The sequence below is a fragment of the Pseudomonas sp. gcc21 genome, assembly GCF_012844345.1.
GTDB lineage: Bacteria > Pseudomonadota > Gammaproteobacteria > Pseudomonadales > Pseudomonadaceae > Halopseudomonas.
This window is the reverse complement of record NZ_CP051625.1, coordinates 2,323,751-2,342,240: the sequence shown is the minus strand read 5'-3', so window position 1 is coordinate 2,342,240 and position 18,490 is coordinate 2,323,751. Positions and strand designations below refer to the sequence as shown.

The 18,490-nt window shown below is 58.4% G+C and carries 17 protein-coding genes; 2 read left to right on the top strand and 15 right to left on the bottom strand.

Translation table 11 applies throughout. The features are described 5' to 3' along the window. Window positions 1-128: 128 nt before the first annotated feature. Window positions 129-1,136 (top strand): hypothetical protein, encoded by a 1,008-nt coding sequence (locus HG264_RS10825; protein WP_169407661.1) that lies wholly within the window; start codon window positions 129-131, stop codon window positions 1,134-1,136. Here HG264_RS10825 and HG264_RS10820 read toward each other — a convergent pair whose 3' ends face one another. The 11 genes from HG264_RS10820 to HG264_RS10770 all read right to left on the bottom strand — a co-directional run bounded on the left by HG264_RS10820 (window position 1,137) and on the right by HG264_RS10770 (window position 12,492). Beyond that, entirely contained in the window at window positions 1,137-1,967 is an 831-nt protein-coding gene (locus HG264_RS10820; protein WP_169407660.1) for a metallophosphoesterase, read from the bottom strand. Beyond that, window positions 1,964-2,875: a diacylglycerol kinase family protein gene (locus tag HG264_RS10815; RefSeq protein ID WP_218572979.1), complete on the bottom strand. Its 912-nt coding sequence runs from the start codon at window positions 2,873-2,875 to the stop codon at window positions 1,964-1,966. Before HG264_RS10815 ends, HG264_RS10820 begins: the two co-directional genes overlap by 4 nt. A gap of 182 nt (window positions 2,876-3,057) precedes the next feature. Continuing rightward, a complete protein-coding gene (locus tag HG264_RS10810; protein ID WP_169407659.1) occupies window positions 3,058-3,462 on the bottom strand; it encodes a phosphate ABC transporter substrate-binding protein in 405 nt (134 codons plus the stop codon). Between the two features lie 11 nt (window positions 3,463-3,473). Further along, a complete protein-coding gene (locus HG264_RS10805; protein WP_169407658.1) occupies window positions 3,474-4,589 on the bottom strand; it encodes a porin in 1,116 nt (371 codons plus the stop codon). Between the two features lie 22 nt (window positions 4,590-4,611). Next, window positions 4,612-6,234, bottom strand: a complete 1,623-nt coding sequence (locus tag HG264_RS10800; RefSeq protein ID WP_169407657.1) for a methyl-accepting chemotaxis protein — start codon at window positions 6,232-6,234, stop codon at window positions 4,612-4,614. Window positions 6,235-6,434: 200 nt separating this feature from the next. Continuing rightward, window positions 6,435-6,836, bottom strand: coding sequence for a phosphate ABC transporter substrate-binding protein (locus tag HG264_RS10795; RefSeq protein WP_169407656.1), 402 nt, complete (start codon window positions 6,834-6,836; stop codon window positions 6,435-6,437). Window positions 6,837-6,847: 11 nt separating this feature from the next. Then, window positions 6,848-7,999: a porin gene (locus tag HG264_RS10790; protein WP_169407655.1), complete on the bottom strand. Its 1,152-nt coding sequence runs from the start codon at window positions 7,997-7,999 to the stop codon at window positions 6,848-6,850. Window positions 8,000-8,025: 26 nt separating this feature from the next. Then, window positions 8,026-9,648 carry a methyl-accepting chemotaxis protein gene (locus HG264_RS10785; RefSeq protein WP_169407654.1) on the bottom strand — a complete coding sequence of 541 codons (1,623 nt, stop codon included), beginning with the start codon at window positions 9,646-9,648 and terminating at the stop codon, window positions 8,026-8,028. A gap of 168 nt (window positions 9,649-9,816) precedes the next feature. Beyond that, window positions 9,817-10,083, bottom strand: coding sequence for a DksA/TraR family C4-type zinc finger protein (locus HG264_RS10780; protein WP_169407653.1), 267 nt, complete (start codon window positions 10,081-10,083; stop codon window positions 9,817-9,819). Window positions 10,084-10,238: 155 nt separating this feature from the next. After that, entirely contained in the window at window positions 10,239-11,903 is a 1,665-nt protein-coding gene (gene glgP / locus HG264_RS10775) for an alpha-glucan family phosphorylase (RefSeq protein WP_169407652.1), read from the bottom strand. 166 nt (window positions 11,904-12,069) lie between these two features. Then, complete coding sequence (locus tag HG264_RS10770) at window positions 12,070-12,492, bottom strand: GFA family protein (RefSeq protein ID WP_169407651.1); 423 nt, start codon at window positions 12,490-12,492, stop codon at window positions 12,070-12,072. Window positions 12,493-12,596: 104 nt separating this feature from the next. Here HG264_RS10770 and HG264_RS10765 point away from each other — a divergent pair, with 104 nt between their 5' ends. Further along, on the top strand, window positions 12,597-12,998 hold the full coding sequence (locus HG264_RS10765) for a serine kinase/phosphatase (protein ID WP_169407650.1): 402 nt from the start codon (window positions 12,597-12,599) through the stop codon (window positions 12,996-12,998). A gap of 117 nt (window positions 12,999-13,115) precedes the next feature. Here the strand turns inward: HG264_RS10765 and HG264_RS10760 are convergent, their stop codons facing one another. From HG264_RS10760 to HG264_RS10745, 4 genes are all read right to left on the bottom strand, one after another. Beyond that, window positions 13,116-14,138, bottom strand: coding sequence for a DUF4034 domain-containing protein (locus HG264_RS10760; RefSeq protein WP_169407649.1), 1,023 nt, complete (start codon window positions 14,136-14,138; stop codon window positions 13,116-13,118). A 341-nt stretch (window positions 14,139-14,479) separates the two neighbouring features. Beyond that, window positions 14,480-16,885 (bottom strand): glycoside hydrolase family 65 protein, encoded by a 2,406-nt coding sequence (locus HG264_RS10755; protein ID WP_169407648.1) that lies wholly within the window; start codon window positions 16,883-16,885, stop codon window positions 14,480-14,482. Then, complete coding sequence (locus HG264_RS10750) at window positions 16,878-17,837, bottom strand: PfkB family carbohydrate kinase (protein WP_169407647.1); 960 nt, start codon at window positions 17,835-17,837, stop codon at window positions 16,878-16,880. Before HG264_RS10750 ends, HG264_RS10755 begins: the two co-directional genes overlap by 8 nt. A 251-nt stretch (window positions 17,838-18,088) precedes the next feature. Beyond that, a complete protein-coding gene (locus HG264_RS10745; protein ID WP_169407646.1) occupies window positions 18,089-18,454 on the bottom strand; it encodes an STAS/SEC14 domain-containing protein in 366 nt (121 codons plus the stop codon). Window positions 18,455-18,490: the final 36 nt, after the last annotated feature.

Below are 18,490 nucleotides of genomic sequence, written 5' to 3'. Positions count from 1 at the left end.
TATATTCATTTCATCTAAACCCCTCTAGAACGGGCGTTTGATCGTCGCGATCTGTTAACTGCGTCACGTTCACTGGTTTCCCCGTTCCGCCACAATGCCTGTCCTATAACAAGATGGTGGGCCTTACATTGAACACCTTTGACAGACCTTTGCAGGTGCTGGATTGCCGGTGGTTATTGGCGCTTTACGCGGTCGTTCCTGTTTCGCTTGCCCTGGTGCTGATAGATAGCCTCGTTCTGGACGGTCGCCTGCTGCGCCAGCATATTCCGGTTGACCCGATGCAGTGGCCGTTCTGGACAGTGATATTCGGGCTGCCGCATATCGTAGCCAGCCTTCTGACAATGGCTGACTCGGAATATATCTCGCATTACAGGCGTAGCCTGTTACTGCCCTTCATGGGGTTTGCAGGGCTGACCAGCCTGGCGATATTCGGGCCGCAGCCGCTGGGCGAGCAATCGATGTTCATCTTTCTGGCGTTCTACACCATTTATCATGTGCTCGCGCAGCAGCTCGGCCTGACGCTGATGATGATGGGTGTGCCACCGTCCGGTGTATTCAAGACCTGGAAATGGTTGTCGATTCTGTGTGGCTTCGTTATTTATGTAACTGTCTACTCAGCCAGTCTGCTCGGCTATGAACTCTTTGCTGGCGTCAGCGCTTTCGAATTCCTGATGGCAATAGCTGGCCTGATGTGCGCAGCTGTGATCGTGCTGGCGTTCAGGTTAACCAGGACTTCGCGTAATCGGATTGGCGTCTGGTATCTGTGGAGTAATGTCGCCATGCTGACTTCCGTATTGCTGATTCATGAGATCGGCTACACGCTGTTTGTAATTCTTATTCCGCGTGTCATCCATGACATCACGGCGTTCATGATCTACATCACCCACGACACCAATCGTAACCGGGCTGCGCCTGTGAACCTGGTCTATCGCCTGACACACTTCAGCAAGCTGCCGCCCATCATCGTGCTGCCCGCCGCTTCAATTGCAATTGCCTACGTATTGACCAGCCTGCAGGATGATTATCGGCTGGCGGTCGTATTTGCTCTGACTATCACGCTGGTGCACTACTACTTCGAAGGGTTCATCTGGCGGGGCGGCAATCCGCACCGCCAGCATATTGAATTCAGGCGTTGATCAATCCAGCGCTGATTTCAGGGCAGGGCGATCCGGCGTGACATCGGTAACCAACGCCTGCACAAAGGATTGTGCTTCAAGCGAATAGTCCCACCGCTCAACCGTGCAGCGGTGCCGACCGGCCGCGTATTCATGCTGGATCAGGTTGACCGAATTGGGCACCTGGCCGCGCGTACGGCTGGACATTGCAGTACCGGCCTGCACAGTCCAGGCCTTGCGGCCTGTTTCGCCCGCTTGACCATAGACCGGCCACACGTACGGAAGATGTATGTGCCCCCCAAGCAACAGGTCCATACCCGCATCGACCCAGGCCGGAATCGCCCGTTCCCGGCCGATCAACAAATTGGCTGTGTCCGATTCTGCGACCGCGCGTACCGGGTGATGCTGCATGACGATACGTAGCTGATCGGGCTTAGCCTGACGCAGCCGCTCGATGACTCGTGCCGTCTGCGAAGCGGACACTTCGCCATCCTTGTGGCGGGATGCGCGGGTGGTGTTGACCCCAAGAATCAGTACATCCGAGTTGGCAAACTCGGGCTCCAGCTGCTTCCCGAATGCGCGCTGGAAATTACCATACGGGTTGATGAAACGCGCGAACAGATTGAACAGCGGGATGTCGTGGTTACCCGGAACGGCGAGTACCGGACATGTGATCTTGTCCAGAAAGCGCTGAGCGGCGTCGAACTGATGACGGCGCGCCCGCTGGGTAATATCGCCGCTCAGTAGCAATACATCGGGCGCACAGGTGTCGATGAACCGATGCAGGGCATCCACTACATGGAGCTGCTCGGTGCCGAAATGCGGATCCGATAGTTGAAGAACGCGGGTCATGGGGTCGCCTCCACGGTCACACGCGGCACCAGTAGCGGAAGCTTATCGTTTGCGACCCGAAACGTCAGTGGTGCAACCATTCGAGTGATTTCACCATCCAGAGCCACTTTTACTTTGCGGCGACCGCGGCCGGGTCGTACCACCATGGAGTCGAATGCAAAGGAAATGACATTTTCCGCGTCGCCCAGTCGGCTTGCCAGGCCGCGTACTAACAGCCAGTAAAGTGACAGAGTGCCCACCGGTCGGGAGCTCATCAGCACGAGCCTGTTGTGTTCTGAAGCCTCTGCTTCCTCGATTCCAATATGTTCCATCTGGAGTCGGTTGTTGCCCACAACAATGGTCGGCGTGCGCAGTGAATGGATAGCGCCTTCGTATTCGAGCTGAACATCAAGTTGTCGGTGCGCATGCGCCAGAGTGGCCAGAGCCGACCAGAGTGCAACCAGGCGGCTGCGGCCATAGCGTCGTTTATAACGCTCGCGGTCCTGCAGCAACCTAGGATACAGCCCCAGGCTCGCATTGATCAGAAACAACTGGTCATTGAGCATCCCAACACTGACCGGGCGCACCCGGGCATCCAGTAGGCACTGCACTGCCGCCTCGGTATCCTGGGGAATGCCATGGCAGCGTCCGAAATAGTTGAATGTCCCCTGCGGGAGGATGCCGAACGGGACGCCAGAGCCCAGCACCACTCGGGCAACCGCATTGAGCGTACCGTCGCCACCAATCGCTACCACTATTCCGTCGTGTTCTCGCGCCTTTGCCAGCGCCTTCTGCGCAGCAGGGCCGAGCTGCGATCCGCTGCTTACTGGTATGAGCTCGTAGCGGCGGCCGGCCGCGGACAGCAGCGCCTCGACGGTTTCACGTATCTGGTCGGCATTGCCCTTGCCTGAGCGGCTGTTCATTACCATGAAAAACGGCTCCTGCCCCGTCAGGGTTGGGCAGGGCGAGGGGCGGATGGGTACGGTGCGCAGGGCTGGGTCGGTCATGCCGATGAGCATAGACCATCTGGCGAAACGACACGGAGATTTTGCCCAGCCAGCACAGACAAAAAGCCGACACGAGGTCGGCTTTCATGCGATGAAACAACGCGTCAGGGCAAGGTGAACAGCACCTTGACCGCGTCAGTCACCGCAGCGCTATCGACGTAGCCGATGGCGTTCGGATCCGCAGCTACCTTGGCGACCACTGCAGCGTCACCCGCTACGCTGGCGGGTGGCTGGCCTTTGCCGGTGAAAATCAGGCCAGACCAGTAGGATTTGAGCTGCGACTCGTTCTTGCTGGTCACCGTGGTGTAGAAGTTTTCCTTCACCGGGTTCCAGCCTTCCTGATCGATGCCGGTCAGCGACTTGTCCTTGCCGAGGAAGATGTTCGCCACTTCCGCCTGCGAGGGATTTTTGGCCGCAGCGGGATGAGCGATAACCGCCACGCCTGCCTGGGCTGAGATTGCGGATACAGCCAAAGCGATGGCCGCCATGGAGCGTGCAAAAATTTTCATTAGACTGCTCCTTAGAATACGAAGTCGAGGCCGATGCTGACGATGTCACCATCGAAGGTGCGGGCAGTGCCAGTAAACAGGCCGGTGAGATATTCTTCTCCAGACTGGATAAATACGCCGCGTCCGCCATCAGAGGTGTCAACGCGCTTGTATTCACCTTTCAGCGTAACGGTGGGGGCCAGGCTGTAGTTCAACCCATAGGTCCAGGAGGATTGCCGACCGGCTCCAGCTTCGTCGAGCTGCGCATAAGTGACGTGCCCGAGAACATCACCGAGCCGGCGCCCGCTCATTACATAGAATGCGTTCTTGGTTGGTGTTAAGCCCTCGACTACTAGCCTTGTCGCCTCGCTCGCGGCCAGCCAGGTGCCGTTGTCATACTGATAGCCAGCGGAGCTGAATTTGCCTTTAACATCGTTGGCGATATCGGCCATTCTATAAATTGCAAGTTCCGGCATTGTCATGTTCAACCCGGCTTCGCTGTAGGCCACCCGGAAAATGCCGTAATTGAACGTCTCCAGCGTGATATTTGCGCCAGCGACCTTTTTGTAGTCCATGTCATACATCTGGTCGTAGGCGAAAAAGTCGCGATTCTCCGCTTGTCCGCCATAGGCTTGCACGCTCACCGAGCCGTAGCTGACCGGAATCGAATAGGTGAAATCGACACCTTCGTAATTGGATATCTGCACCTGATGGTAGATCTCGTCGGGTAGTCGCAACCACGGATAAGTGATTCCGACATCCAGCGTTTCGGAGTACATGTACACCGGGTTGCGCAGGCGACCCGCGCGAAGCGTCAGGCGGTCGGAGCCCTGAAACGAAAGGTAGGCCCATTCCAGATTGGCCTTCCAGGTATCCTGCTCGGCTTTCAGTGTGACCTGTGTGGTGAGATTGAGCCGGTCGGTTAGGCCGTATTGAAACTGCCCGCCGAGCTTGGATAGCTCGTCTCCGCGCCATGAGTCGTTGGTTTGGCCCTGAATACCATAGCTGCGGCCTTCATCCTCACCGCCCAGGTGAGTAAACCCCAGTGTGCCGAAGCCATTCAAGCGGTATTCGCCCTGACTCAGCGCGAAAGCGGGTGACGCGGCGAGGCAGGCTACTGCCAGACCGAGCGCATGTAATCTAAACATTCAGTGTGCTCCTTGAAGCAAATCAGATTTTGAATTGGGCGGTCGCCGCCCGGAGTTCGTCTCCGGTGCTGACGAGCTGCTCGCCCAGTCGGGCCGTGGCATTGGCCCCTTGTGCGGTTGCTTTGGCGTCCTGCTGCAACACTTGCGTTTCTTGTTGGATGGAGCTCGACAGGCCGGTTTGCTCGTGCGTATAGCGGGCAATATCGGCATTCAGCTCGTTGATCTGGTTGACTGCGGTCGCGATGGTAGCGAGCAGTTGCGTTGCTTCTGTGGAACGCTCAATGCTGTCACGGGATTTCTCGCTATTGGCGGTCATCACGTTCAGTACGTTGTTGGCGCTGTTCTGAAGGCGTTGGATGATCTGTTGGATCTCGGCGGTCGAGGTGGCAGTTTTTTGCGCCAGATTGCGCACTTCATCAGCGACAACAGCGAAGCCGCGGCCTTGCTCGCCTGCGCGTGCAGCTTCGATCGCCGCATTCAGAGCGAGCAAGTTGGTCTGTTCGGCAATATTGCGGATAACGGTCAGGACTGAGCCGACCGCCTGGGTTTCTTCCTCCAGCTCAGCCATGGACTTCACCGCGCCGGTGACGCTGGTTCCCAGATCGTTGATGCTTTCTGAAAGCGTATTGATGCGGTCACGGGCTGTAGCGGTTTGACGCGTTGCAGACCCAGCCTGCTCGGATGCCTGTCGAGAACGTCGGGCAACTTCCTGGATGTGGTCGTTCATATTCAGGATGTCGCGGGAGATCGAATCGGTGTGCTGTTGCTGGGATCTGGCGTTCTCTTCCGAGTTTTGTGTTAGCCGATACAGCTCCTTCGATACGTCGCTTAACGGACTGGCGGCTTCGACGATTTTGCGAATCGTGCCTTGTAGTGTGTCGAGGAAGTTGTTGAAAAGGTTGATCATTTCGCCGATTTCATCGTTCGAATCAACATTCACGCGACGCGTCAGATCGCCTTCGCCGCGGGCAATGGCTTTCAGTGAGCCGATTACGCCATGCACGTTGATCATGATGCTGCGGGTAACTGCCCAGGCACCGAAAGCGACCAGCAGCACCAGTACCAGGGACAACGCCATTCCAAGCCGTATAGTGGTGCTGTTGTCTTCACGGGTGACCGAAAGCGTCCGCTGAAAGCCGGAGTACGCTGCCTCGCGAAACCCGTCGCCGAGTTCCTGCGCGGTTGAAAGATCCTTGGCCATCCGGTCCAGGCTGGGCCGCAATTCATCAAAGGAGGCTGTACCGGTGATCAGCGCGCTGGAGGCTTGTGATGCGTTTGTCGCGTAGCGATTGATGGCTTCGGCCCACGCTGTCAGGTCGCGAGCCAGTGAGGGCTCGCCAACCACCAGCTTGGCGATGCGGCTGCGATGGTTTTCGATTTCGCCAATTATCTGGCTCGCGTCGTTCAGCGCGGATAGCTCCCCGGCAGTGACTGCATTGTTATAGATGCCAGGCAACCTTGAAAACTGAAACAGGATCGCATCGGCGGTCTCCAGCGTGGGGTAGCTGACTCTTTCAAGCGCATCCAGCCGGGAATCAATTACAGTCAGCTGCAGGGAGCTATACACGACGTAAGCGATCAGGCCCGCAAGCGCGATCGCGGGAGCGATTGCCAGCTTGTACGTGAGGGAAAAATTCTTGAGCATTTGACTTCCGGTGTCCGCAGCGCGTGCGGATGTTAACAAATGAAGAATGATGCTTAAATGCCACTAGTCGGTTAATTGGCGACTTGAACTTGGCGATGTATGCAGTGGGGTATCGGCGGTCCAGAGCGGCGCATGAGACCGTCCGTCAGGAATGAAAAAGCCGGCACGAGGCCGGCTTTTTCAACAGCTAGGGCAGCTGATCAGGGCAAGGTGAACAGCACCTTGACCGCATCCGTTACCGCAGCGCTATCGACGTAGCCGATGGCGTTCGGATCCGCAGCCACCTTGGCGACCACTGCAGCGTCACCCGCTACGCTGGCGGGTGGCTGACCCTTGCCGGTAAAAATCAGACCGGACCAGTAGGATTTGAGCTGCGACTCGTTCTTGCTGGTCACTGTGGTGTAGAAGTTTTCCTTCACCGGGTTCCAGCCTTCCTGATCGATGCCGGTCAGCGATTTGTCCTTGCCGAGGAAGATATTTGCGACCTGCGCCTGATTGGGTGCGCTTGGCGCGCCCGGATTGACGATCACGGCAACGCCCGCCTGGGCGAAGCCCGCGAGACCCAACAACGTCAGTGCGATGAAGCGATTGAACAGTTTCATTTATCTGCTCCTCAGAAGACGAAGTCGATGCCGACGCTGATGATGTCAGCGTCGAAGTTGCGGCTGGGCGTACCGGCCTGTCCACCCAATAGTTCATACATCGCGTTATCCACGGTCTCCTGGGCTGACTTCACAAATACGCCCTGGTATTCGCCGGACGTTGAGACTCGCTTGTACTCGCTCTTGAGGATGACGTTAGGGCGCAGGCTGTAGTTCAAGCCCGCGGTCCAGGAGCGTTGCCGTCCGTCGCCCTCATCCAGTTGCGCATACGTCAGGTGGGGGAGAAAGTCGCCGAACCGACGACCCGCCATCAGATAAAAGGCGTCTTTTTCCTCCAGGTCTCCGCCTGGATCAAGGTTGGTGACTTCGTTGCTGGTCAGCCATGTCCCGTTGTCATACTGGTAGCCAATCGACAGGAACTTGGCTTTCTGAGCGTCCATTACGTGCGAAACGGCGCTCGGCCCGAAGGGTGTGGCTATAGGTATCGCAATCTTGGCTGTAACGTCGGACTGTTCATATCCAACGCGCAGGGTGCCGTAGTTATTCGTCTCAAGCGTAATCGCGCCGGCCCTAGTATCGTCTGCATCAAGTTCATACACATCGCCCATGATGAAGTTGCGACGGTTTTTCGACTGGCCCGCTGCCACCTGAACGGCGAGCGAGCCATAGCTCAAGGGCAGCGTATATATCGCATCAATCCCTTCGTAGGTCGGGCTCTGGATCTGGAAGTACACTTCATCCGGCAGGCGTAGCCAGGGATAGCTGAACCCCACGTCCAGCGTGTCGGAATACATGTACACCGGCGAACGCATGCGGCCGGCACGCAGAACAAGGCGATCGGTGGTCTGGTGAGATAGGTACAGCCATTCGAGCTTGGCCTTCCACGAATCCTGTTCAGCCTTGGCGATCCCCTGCGCGGTAATAGCCAGTTTGTCGGTTACACCGTAACGGAACTGGGCGCCGAGCTTTGATAGCTCATCACCTCTCCAGGAATCGGTGGTCTGGCCCTGTTTTCCATAGGTGCGACCATCGTCCTCACCGCCCATATAACTGACGCCGAGTGTCCCAAATGCATTGAGTCGGTGCTCGCCCTGTTCCAGCGCAACTGCTGGAGTGGCGGCCAGACACATGGCCGCCAGACCGATGACGCGTGATTTATTCATTTCAGGTAGTGCTCCTTGCGGTGTTATCAAACGCGGAACTGTGCGGTAGCCCCGCGCAGGTTGTCTTCCGTGGAAATCAGCTGTTCGCCGAGGCGTGCAGTGGCTTCCGCTCCTTTCGCCGTGGCCTGCGCATCATGCTGCAGGACCTGGGTTTCTTTCTGGATAGAGCTCGAGAGGCCGGTCTGCTCGTGCGTATAGCGGGCAATGCCGGCGTTCAGCTCGTTGATTTGGTTGACTGCGGTGGCGATAGTCGCCAATAGCTGGGTCGCCTCTGCGGAGCGCTCGATGCTGTCGCGGGATTTCTCGCTGTTGGCAGTCATTACATGGAGCACGGTATTGGCGCTGTTTTGCAGGCGCTGAATGATCTGCTGGATCTCGGCGGTCGATGTCGCGGTTTTTTGTGCCAGGTTGCGTACCTCATCAGCCACCACAGCAAAACCGCGACCCTGCTCGCCCGCCCGAGCAGCTTCGATCGCTGCGTTCAGTGCCAGCAGGTTGGTCTGTTCGGCGATGCTGCGGATCACCGTCAGTACCGAGCCGACAGCCTGGGTTTCTTCCTCCAGCTCAGCCATGGACTGCACGGCACTGGTGACGCTGGTGCCCAGGTCATTGATGCTTTCAGATAATGTCTCGATGCGTTCGCGAGCGGTGGTAGTCTGCTGGGTAGCAGACTCAGCCTGCTCGGATGCCTGCTGCGAGCGGCGCGCCACTTCCTGAATGTTATCGTTCATGTTCAGGATGTCGCGCGTAATGGAATCCGTGTGGCGCTGTTGGGATTTGGCGTTTTCCTCGGAGCCCTGGGTGACCCGATACAGCTCCTTGGATACCTGGCCCAGCGGGGAGGCTGCGTCGACAATCTGACGAATGGTGGACTGCAAGGTGTCGAGAAAATCGTTGAACAGTTTGATCATCAGGCCGATTTCATCGTGAGACTCCACATTGACCCGGCGAGTCAGGTCGCCTTCACCGCGGGCGATGGCCTTCAGCGAGCTGATCACGCCATGCACGTTGCCCATAATGCTGCGGGTGACGGCCCAGGCACCGAGTGCAACCAGGAGCACCAATACGAGCGACAAAATAATACCGAACCGAATGGTCGCGGCGTTCTCTTCACGGGTGCTGGCAAGCGTCTGGAGAAAATCAGCGTAGGCATTCGCGCGGAAATCAGCGCCAAGCTGCGTGGCCTGGGTCAGGTCATTGGCCATACGGTCGAGGCTGGGACGCAAGTCATCGAAGGAAGCGGAGCCGCGAATGAGTGCGCTCGAAGCCTGGGAGGCGTTGGACGCGTAACGGTTGATCGAGTCGCGCCATGCATCCAACTCGCGTTTGCGTTGAGCCTCACCGGCGACTAGCTGGCCGAGTTGTTTTTGGTGCTGTTGAATGTCCGACAACACCTGGTTGGCTTCTTCAATCGCCGACAATTCACCTGCGGTTACGGCACTGTTGAAAATGCCGGGCAACCTGGAAAACTGGAACAGCACGGCGTCCGCGCGTTCGAGTACCGGATAGCTGTTGGTCTCCAGCGCAACCAGACGGGAATCGACCGTGGTGAGTTGTACAGAGGTATAACCGACATATGCCACCAGGCCGAGCAGAGCAAGAGCTGGCACCAGGGCGAGTTTGTAAACGAGCGAGAGATTCTTGAGCATATGACTTCCATTGTCTGCTGCGCTGAATGTAACAAAGCGTTCGTGATATTGGAACGCCACTATCAAAATAAGTGATAGGGCGTTGAAGATCACCTTGAGAGGTTATCGGCGGGGTGCTGGGAAAGATGAGCATATAGCCAGAGGATGCTGGAGTAGTGTTCCGTCACATCACCGGAGCTGGCTATCCTTGCTGCCACGACGGTTGTATCCACCATGACGCTGGTTTTCTTTATCCTGAGCGGCCTGGCAGGCTATGCACAGGCGCACACCGGGTAGCGCTTTGCGCCGGGCTTCGGGGATGGGTTCATCGCATTCTTCGCAATGCGTCAGGCTTTCGCCACGAGGCAATTTACTACGGGCTCGCTGTACCGCTTCATCCACGGTATCGTCGATCTGATCCTGAACTGCGCCGTCCTGTGCCCAACCGGTAGCCATGGGACCTCCAATTGAAAATGCACGCGACCCGACGCCGCGCTCATTCCTCAAGTATGGAATCAATCGGCAGATAGGCAAATCCAGCCACATCAGACCAATCGATTCGGGCACAGCGCGAGCCTTCCAGGACGGGCATTGCCCTGTACCAACCGGTCTTAGCTGCCCACCTCGGCGTTATACAGCTGCTCGTAATACTCGCGGGCCATCCGGTTGGAGTCGAACGCGGGGACCACATCACGCATCCCTTGCTTGGCGATTTCGAGCCATCCCTGCGGGTTGTCGTAATACCGGGCAATGATGTCGTGCTCGAGGATGCGCATCAGATGCTGATAGTCGGCTTCGTCCTGTTCATGTTCGGGCAGCGACGGGTCGGCAACAGGAATGATGAAGCTGTTTTCTCCGTGACGGGCAAACTCTGGAATCCAGCCATCTTTTATCGAGAAGTTTACTGCGCCGTTCATTGCTGCAGTCATACCGCTCGTTCCGGATGCTTCGCGCGGGCGACGCGGGGTATTCAGCCAGACGTCTGCGCCCTGCTTGAGTAGCCGGGACAGCTCTATCTCATAACCGGTCAATACTGCGATTTTCGCTGCTTTATAAGAAAACCGCACCAGCCTGTCGAACATCTCGATAGCGCCGTTATCGGTAGGGAAGGGCTTGCCAGCCCAGATCACCTGCACGGGTCTGTCGCTTCGCTCGATCAGCTGGGTGAAACGGTAAATGTCACGGACCAGAAGATCGGCGCGCTTATAGGCGGCGAAGCGGCGAGCCCAGACCACTGTCAGCGTATCGCGATCAAAGAGCTTACCGGTCTGGTCAGCCACCACCTTGAACAGCTCGTCTTTCATCTGTTTCTTGCGTTCAACCAGACGCGCGTCATCGCCTTCATCCAGCGCCGCGCGCAACGTGCGGTCCTGCCAGAACGTCATGTTCTGGGCATTGGTGATCGCCTTGATCTGGCAGATATTCGGGTTGCTGCCCCACATTTCGTTCGAGACAACACCATGCAAGTGCGAGACGGCGTTGGCCACACGCGAAACACGCAACGCAGCGAGGGTGTGGCTGAACATGTGGCCATCCAGGCCGGTCATGCGGACGACTGTTTCGTGGGACAGGCCGTTGAAATAGCCCATGTCACGCAGGAATGCCGTCTCGTGTTCCTGATTGCCTGCCAGTTCCGGCGTGTGGGTGGTCAGCACGACGCGATTGCGCACCTCGTCGAGATCGCCGAATTGCTCCATCAATTGAAAAGCCATTGGCATCGCATGGGCTTCGTTCATGTGATAAAGATCGGCTCCGCCCAGCGCCTCGACCAGCTTGGCCCCGCCGATACCGAGCACGATGCTTTGTGCTACCCGCGCAGCGTGTTCCCCATCGTAGAGCCGGTGGGTGATGGTCTGCGCGAGGTAGTCATTTTCCGGAATGTCAGTGGTCAGCAGGTAAATCGGCGCGGTGTTGAATATCTCTGGCGCCAGATACAAGGCCTTTACGTAAACTGGGTGGCTGTTGACCGTCACCTTGACGGTGATGCCACTGTCCCGCAGGAAGGGGTAGTACTTGCGCTGCAGCTGCACGCGCAGTGTCTGGTCCTCGTTGCGTTCCTGATCGTAATAACCGAACTTCCATAACATCCCGATACCGATCAGGTTCTGTTTGAGCTCATAGGCGCTGCGCATGTGTGAGCCCGCCAGAAACCCCAGACCGCCCGAATAGATTTTCAGCGGCTGGGCGATCGCAAACTCCATGGAGAAATACGCGACCCGCTTGTTGTACCGCGGGTCGATAGGATAGGGATGACGCCATTGATCATAAGTATTCATGGTCGAATCCAGTTCTCGTCAAATAGGGGCAAGCAGAGGTCGCAGTCGGTTATGGGTGAGTCCATTTGCCCTTGCCGTACTGCTGGAAGGCGGGATGTCTTTAAGTGTCAGGCATGCAAGCAACTTCGGCAAGGCCAAGGCCGCACCGCCTGTCGATCCGTGGACATCAGTCGCCGCGCGGTGGTTGCCGAGGCGTATAGGCAGCGGCGTGTTTTGGAAGCTCATCGTCGATATCCCACCAGCCGGCTTTGGAGGCGACATAAAAGTGCACAGCGGGGCGCGTATCCAGAGGTTCGTCCAATAACCCGGCACGTATCCGAATGGTCCCAGGATCTGCATCGCGCTGGCTGAACAGTGGCGAGCCGCAACGGCTGCAAAAGACCCGTTGCTTGCCGGGTGACGACTCGTATGAGGCCATGAGGTGCGCGCCGCTGACGACATTTACCGCAGAGCGTTGTACCGGGATATTGGTTGCGAAGGGCCCGCCCTGTGCTTTACGACACTGCGAGCAATGGCACACCTGGATCGGTTCCAGCTGGCCTTCGATCTGAATGGTTACCTCGCCACATAGACAGCTGCCTGTTGTCATGAGTACTCCTTGGTCTGCTCTGGGCCCGAGCGCAAAGGCTGCACACTCGGGAATCTTTTGTTCCGGGAATCGTCCACTGCATAACACCAGAAGGAGAAAAGATAATGAAAGCGCGTGACGAAAAGCGAGACCCGGACCGCACCACCGACCAGATCGCCGTGGACGAAGACATCGATGAGGTATCTGTTCCCGAAGATGAACCCATGGGGCCGATCGGCAAGGTGCCTACCGAAGACGAAGCCATAGACCGCGCGGCAGAGGCCGGTTTGACCGAGGCTTCGCAGCCGGGCGAAGGCCCGACCATGGACGACGCGACGCCGGAAACCCTGCTGCCGGATGACGGCTCGCGCTCGCCATTGGAAGCGGGGGACGGCGAGGTGCCTGCCGACCAGGATTTTTCTGTGGTGGACGAAGAGGATATTGGTGCGGGCGACGGGCTGGATGAAGCGGAACTTGGGAGAGTCAAGCCGCTGGACGGCAAACCCTGGGACGGGGAAGAAAAGTAAGTTTGTATTACGAATGAGCAACAGCTGACCCGGCGCACGCGGTGAGTGCGCGGCGTCGGGTACTCTGCAGGTTGGCGATCTCATGAACGAAAGCCTGTTACGTCCCGCGAAGACGGTTCATCTGGCTGCCACGGGTTCCGCTGCGGCTGCCCATCGCTGACATCTGGCATGCTCGTCCAGGTCGCCCCAGGCCTGTTCGATAGGGGCCTCAATGCGTTGTAACAGTTCCTGCGCTTTGCGCTTGTCCTCAGCCGAGCAGGAAATCCGCGCAAAGTTGTTTATGTTCCACTGATCCGGATAGCGCTCGAGGACGTCGTCGATACCTTCCTTCATGACCGCCCAGTTGATGCGCGAGTCCTTGATAAGCCTGTCATCGAACTGTATTTGCGCCGCATGCCAGTACAGTCGCGCATACAAGCCGCTGCCTTCGCTATCCCGGGTGCGTTGCATGGCATCCATGGCGAATTGTTCGATGGCATCCGCGCTGCCGTTCCATTTCGGTGAGTAGTAATCAACCGCGGCGTAATAGATCGGGTAGTAATCAGGGTAGCGAGACAGCGCCTCGTCGAGCATGTCCTCGAATCGCTCGTCCGGCCAGTACTGGCTCTTGGCGACAACTGCCATGGTCACATACCACTGAGGATCACGCGCTGCGATCTGTTTTGACTGCTCCAGCGCCAGGCGGGCGCGCTCGATATGTTCATTGAACGGTTGCCAGTCTTCTTCCTTGACCGACTCTGTCGGACCCGTACCACGATAGCTCCACGCCTGATGAATCAGCATGCTGGCCCGCGCCAGGTGGGCGGTGGGTGATCTCGGGTATTGCTTCAGCCAATCACCGATATAGTCATCCAGATAGGCCCAGTACGCAGGGTCACGAATGGACGGATCGAACATCGAGCGTATGCCTGCGTCCAGCGCACTGAGTTTCCACACCCCGCTGGGTGAGCGCTCCCGGTTCGTACGATATTGCTCGGCAAGCGCTTCAAGATGGGCAAAATCGGCGTTCTGCAAGTCGCGCGTCACGCTGTCATAGATCGCTCTGCGTTCACCCAGCTCGTCTGACAGGGCTGTCACCGGTGCGAGCAAACTGCTGCAGGCGAGGCAAAGGTAGCAAAGCTGCTTATTGATGGCATTCATGAATCCCTCCGGTTCTGACAGATCAGCTTCCGTACTCCGAACGAGCGGAGCCGTCCCGACATTCAATGCAGGCGACGCGATATGGCGACCTCGGTCAGGACTGGCAAGGGTCTGTTGCTGTTCGTCGCGGCGGCGATGAAGCGTACGACAGACCTGGACACTACCGTTGCGCGCTGAATCGGTGCGGATCAGGGCGATCCGCAGCTTGTTGGAATTCGAACGATCCAGGCGGGGCCAATGTGCGGCAACTGCAATGGTGCGCCATCGTGCAGGATGTACCAACCCCACCAGGTGGACCTGTTTCACAGACTTGGAACTTAGGGGATTCCAAAGAGCGAGGCTTAACCCGAGCGTGCAGTCACCGTTACGGATTCGCCTGGCTGCAATACGCACTGGCCGCGAGCATGGAATACCCGTAGGGGCTCGGAGTTGCTGTCCCGAGAGAGCAGATCAACCTGATCGTCATGTAGCGCGACTCGCAATCGCAGGCCCTGGTAGCAAAAATCCAGACTCACCCGGTCGAGGTCAACCGGCACGGAGGGAAGCAGGTGCAGACCGTCCGGCTGTGGTTGAACCCCCAGATAATGCCGCTGCAGCACATCCAGTGAACCAGCCATGGCGCCAAGGTGAACGCCTTCAAGCGTGCCGCGGTTGGGATCATTGGTCAGATCGACGTTCAATGCCTGCATGAAATATTCCCAGGACTCTTCGGGGCGGTGATATGCCAGTGCGCCGGCACAGACTACCTTGGACAGGCTGGATTCATGGGTTATGTGTCGCAGTTGATCCTCCAGAGTACGTTGCAATACAGCCTCGTCCGCGGCATATCCGAGACGCTTCAGCAGCGCCTTCAGAACGGGCGGTGAAAACAGATACAGCAGCATAAGGGTGTCGGCCTGCTTGCTTATCTGATAGCGCTCAGGGGTATCCCCCCGCCCTTCGAGCATCCAGTCCAGACGGGGATGGTTGCCGCTCAGCCACTCTTCGGGCGGCGTGCACAGCTGTTCGAAACCTTCGAACGGGCTTAGCGCGCCCTGGTCCGTGAAATGTAAATACAAGCGCCGGCTGACATCTTCCCAGTGCGCCAGTTCGTCCGCGCCCAGGTCGGTACGCTGGCGTAGTGCGTCGGCCTGCTCGGCCGGCAGGATGTCGAGCAGTTGTAGCCCACACGTCAGGGTCCACACCGCCATGAGATTGGTGTAGCTGTTGTTATCCAGCCCGGGTTCGGCGCTGTCGGGATAGCGATTGTGGTACTCATCGGGGCCGACGACGCCACGGATGCAGAAGCGTCCCCGGCTCTCGTCATAAAGTGCGCGGTTGGCCCAGAAGCGCGCTATCTCCACAATCATCTCGCCGCCGAAACCGGCCAGCATCGGCATATCTCCCGTTGCCAGATAGAGCGTCCACACATCGTAGGCCACCGCGGCGCCGATATGACGCTGCAGGAAGGTGTAGTCCGGCACCCAGTGACCTGATGGTGGATAGCACTGAAAGGGCGGCGTTTCATCCTCACCACTGCGAGCGCTTCGCCAGGGATACATGGCGCCTTGCAGGCCCAGGCGGCGCGCACGTTTGCGGGCTGTATCCAGCCGCCGATAGCGGTAGTCCAGCAACTCCAGCCCAAGCTCCGGGAAATGCGTAGAGATGAAGGGGAAGGCAAAGATCTCGTCCCAGAATACCTGGCCGTAATAGCCTTCATGCCAGCCGCGTGGCGGACAGCCGAGATCACGACCGATCGAGTGCGGCGATACCGTTTGCGCCAGATGATAGGCGTGCAGGCGCAGCGTCAGTTGCGTGCCGGCCTGGGCTGCACGCAGCGGCATGCGCGCCCACAAGCGCCGCCAGGCCTTACGGTGATGCTGCAGCAACAGGTCGAACGGCTCTGCTGGAAGCGCGTCGATAACGAGGTTGCGCGCGCTGCGGGAATCGCCAGGCAAATCGTCATCGACGCGTACCACAACCCGCTTTTCTATCGTGAGCTGCCGAGCGCCGGACAGCTCGATGCTGGCGTGTTGAACCAGCCGCCCCTCGCGCTCGTCGTTGTGCCAGGCAAGCGGCTTGTCACTGCACGTTTTCACCGCCATGGCCAGATGGCGGTCGGGTGTGCACAAGGATGCACTGACGGCAGCAAGTCCGGGTGAATCGCATTGGTATATGACATCGCGCAGCCGCGAACCCTCATAGGCCCGATTACGCGCGATCAGACTATTAGTAACAGCGCCGTCGAGCGTGGCGCGAAGATGCAAGCGCTGCAGAGCCTCCGGTAGCGTCAGTTCCCAGCGCAGCAGTGCCAGTTCCGGCGATGCCATGCTCAGCAGGCGCGTCTCGCGCAGCCGCACGGTTTGACCCTGCAGCTCAAAGCAGATGTCCCGCTGCGCCAGGCCGTTGCGCACATCCAGGCTTTGCCGATACGCGCGCACCTGGTTCGCATCCGCTCCAAACCAGCATTCGCCATCAAGGCTGATGCTCAGACCGAATGGATCAGGCAGATTGACCAGAGCGCCCAGGGTCACTTGTTCGCCGTTGACCTCGCGTGGGGCTTCGTCATACCAGCCTGCGCGATAGAATCCGGCATAGCGCGTCTGCTGCCAGTCATGCGGGGGCAGCAGGGCAGCCGCTTCAGGGGCACTGCTGCGACAGGACAGCAAGCCATTGCCCAGGGCCAGCAAGGCTTCACGGCGGAGCTCATCTTCAGGATCGTAGTGATCGAACTCAACACGCCAGCCGGCGCGAAACACGTCAGACATGCAATACCCTCGCTTCTTGCAGCAGCCTGGCGGCCATCCGGGTGACTTCTTCCCGGCCTGCATAGGCCGGTTGTGATCCGTAATCGGTGACCGCCAGGTTGGCCGAAGCCACGCCCCAGGCAGCTGCGTCCAGCGGGGGTATTCCTTCCAGCAGTGCAATAGAAAACACGCCAGTGAAAGCATCCCCTGCGCCGGTGGAATCAACCGGGTCGATCTTGCCTGGCGGTATGTGGGTCAGCTCGCGGTCGGTTGCCAGAACACAGCCTCCATCGCCCAGTTTGATACACACCAGCTCGACGCCTTCGTCGCGAAATTCCCGGGCGGCGCTGGCGGCGTCGTTGACCGAACTGAGCTCGCGCCCGACCAGACCGCTGGCTTCGCTGATGTTGGGGGTAATGGCGCGCAGCCGGTGAAGTATTGCTGGCTCCACGCGGTCGACAAAGGAAGGATCGAGGATTACAGGGATATCAGAGGCAGCGGCTGTCTGTATGGCGCGCCGCACCACCCAGGCAGGAATTTCGCAATCGACTACCAGGCACGCAGGCTTGTCGGCGTCCCGTATAGCTGTTTCAACCTTCGCTGCCGCCGACTCATCCCAGCAGTCGTTGGCATTGGAGGCGAGGACAATATGCTTTTTGGCATCCGGCGGAACCATGATCATCGACACGCCGGTAGGCTGCCCGGTCACCAAATTCACGCCGTCCAGATCAACCCCTACTGCCGCCAGCGATCCCAGCGCCTGCTGCGCCAGGTCGTCATCCCCGACGCATCCGAGCAGTCGGCTGGTGTGCCCGAAGCGCGTGGCGAGGAATGCAGTGTTGGCGGCTTTCCCGCCCGACAAGCGGCAGAAATCGTGTGCCGGGAGCATGTCATTGCTGCCGATGGCGGCGTTCACGCGCACCTGGAAGTCAGCGTTGATGCTGCCCAGTGAAAGCATTGTGCGGGGTTTCATGTGGGAGTCCTTCGATCAACAAGACTTACCCATGCTGACCGATGCAATGGCAGCGGGTTCAGCCTCGCGGGGTGTCAATCAGAACAGTCGCCATCTGCCAGACTCAGAATTGGCTCATTCGTTTTCGGCCGAAAGGGCCAAACCATGCTTCGATTCAGGACGGTTCGCTCGCGCGCTTCGCTTGCCTGGCTCCTGGTTCGTTTCAGTCCGCCGCAGGGCGGGGCGGGTAAGGATGCGTAAGCTGGCCCGTATTACCGGGCCAGCCAGGCCTCCGCCTCAGCCGTCTCGTTCAGCGCGAAGGCTTTCAGGTTCAGGCCCGGAATCAAGGCACCTTCGACCGTACTCATCTTGCGCACCCAGGTCTGTCCGGCGATGACTGCCATCCGGTCAAACTGTTTGATAAGGCGAAAAAGTTGTGGCAACCGGGACATCTCCACCGCCATTGCGCCCAGCGTCGGAAGTTCGAACTCACCCACTTTCACCAGCATCGCCCCGTCGGTGATGCCGTTAGCCTGCTGAATCATGTCGTCGAGGGCAGCCTTCATGGATGCACTGTCGAGTTTACCGCTGAATACGACATCCAGCCGGTGGTCGTTGACTCGGGTTGTCTGGAACATGGCCGCTCCTTCTAATGCTGCCGTTGAGAGTCGTAG